The sequence below is a fragment of the Brachyspira pilosicoli genome, from assembly GCF_008016535.1.
Lineage (GTDB): Bacteria > Spirochaetota > Brachyspiria > Brachyspirales > Brachyspiraceae > Brachyspira > Brachyspira pilosicoli_A.
The window spans coordinates 1-758 of record NZ_SAXY01000101.1 but is presented as its reverse complement, the minus strand read 5'-3'; the positions used below and the strand labels follow the sequence as shown (position 1 = coordinate 758).

Sequence of the window (758 nt, the reverse complement as noted above, 5' to 3'; positions counted from 1 at the left end):
TTAAAAAAACATATTTATTTCTTTTAGAAGAATTAAGAAAAGTATATAAAGGTTTTAATAATGGCAGACCAAGAAAACTTTCTTTGGAAACTATGCTTTTTATCACTTTTATATATTTTAAACAATATATAACTTTTAGACAGTTATCTTTTTACTTTAATGTTTCTGCTTCTACTATTTGTCGAAGTATTAATTATATAGAACAATTATTATCTAATATTCTAGAAAATAAAAATTCTATACAAATAGAAAATGATAAAAGAATTATTATCGATGTTACGGAAATAAGAATAGAAAGACCTAAATATGTACAAAATGTATATTATTCTGGCAAAAACAAGTGCCATACTATAAAAATTCAGACTGCTATTAATGCTGATAGCAAAAAAATTATAGATTTTGTTTTAGATAAAGGAAGCGAACATGATTTCAATATCTATAAAAATACAGCAGAACATTTTGATTGTAAAAGTAGAATATATGTAGATAAAGGTTATTATGGAATTAATAAATATCATAATAAAGTTTTAATCCCCAAAAAAAACAAAAAGAAAATACCATTAAATAAAAATGAATTAAAACAGAATCAAAAAATTAATAAAATCAGAATACGAATAGAACATGTTTTTGGAGTTCTCAAACGATATAAAATACTTTCTACTCGATATCGAAATCATTTACAAAAGTTAAATACAAGATTTTTTATATTAGCATCAATATATAATTATCAGTTAAAAAATGACTTTTGAAACAAGTCT

1 protein-coding gene is annotated in these 758 nt (G+C 21.5%); it reads left to right on the top strand.

The features are described from left to right. On the top strand, positions 1-749 hold a 749-nt coding region (locus EPJ72_RS12890; RefSeq protein WP_147732508.1), incomplete at its 5' end, for a transposase. Positions 750-758: the final 9 nt, after the last annotated feature.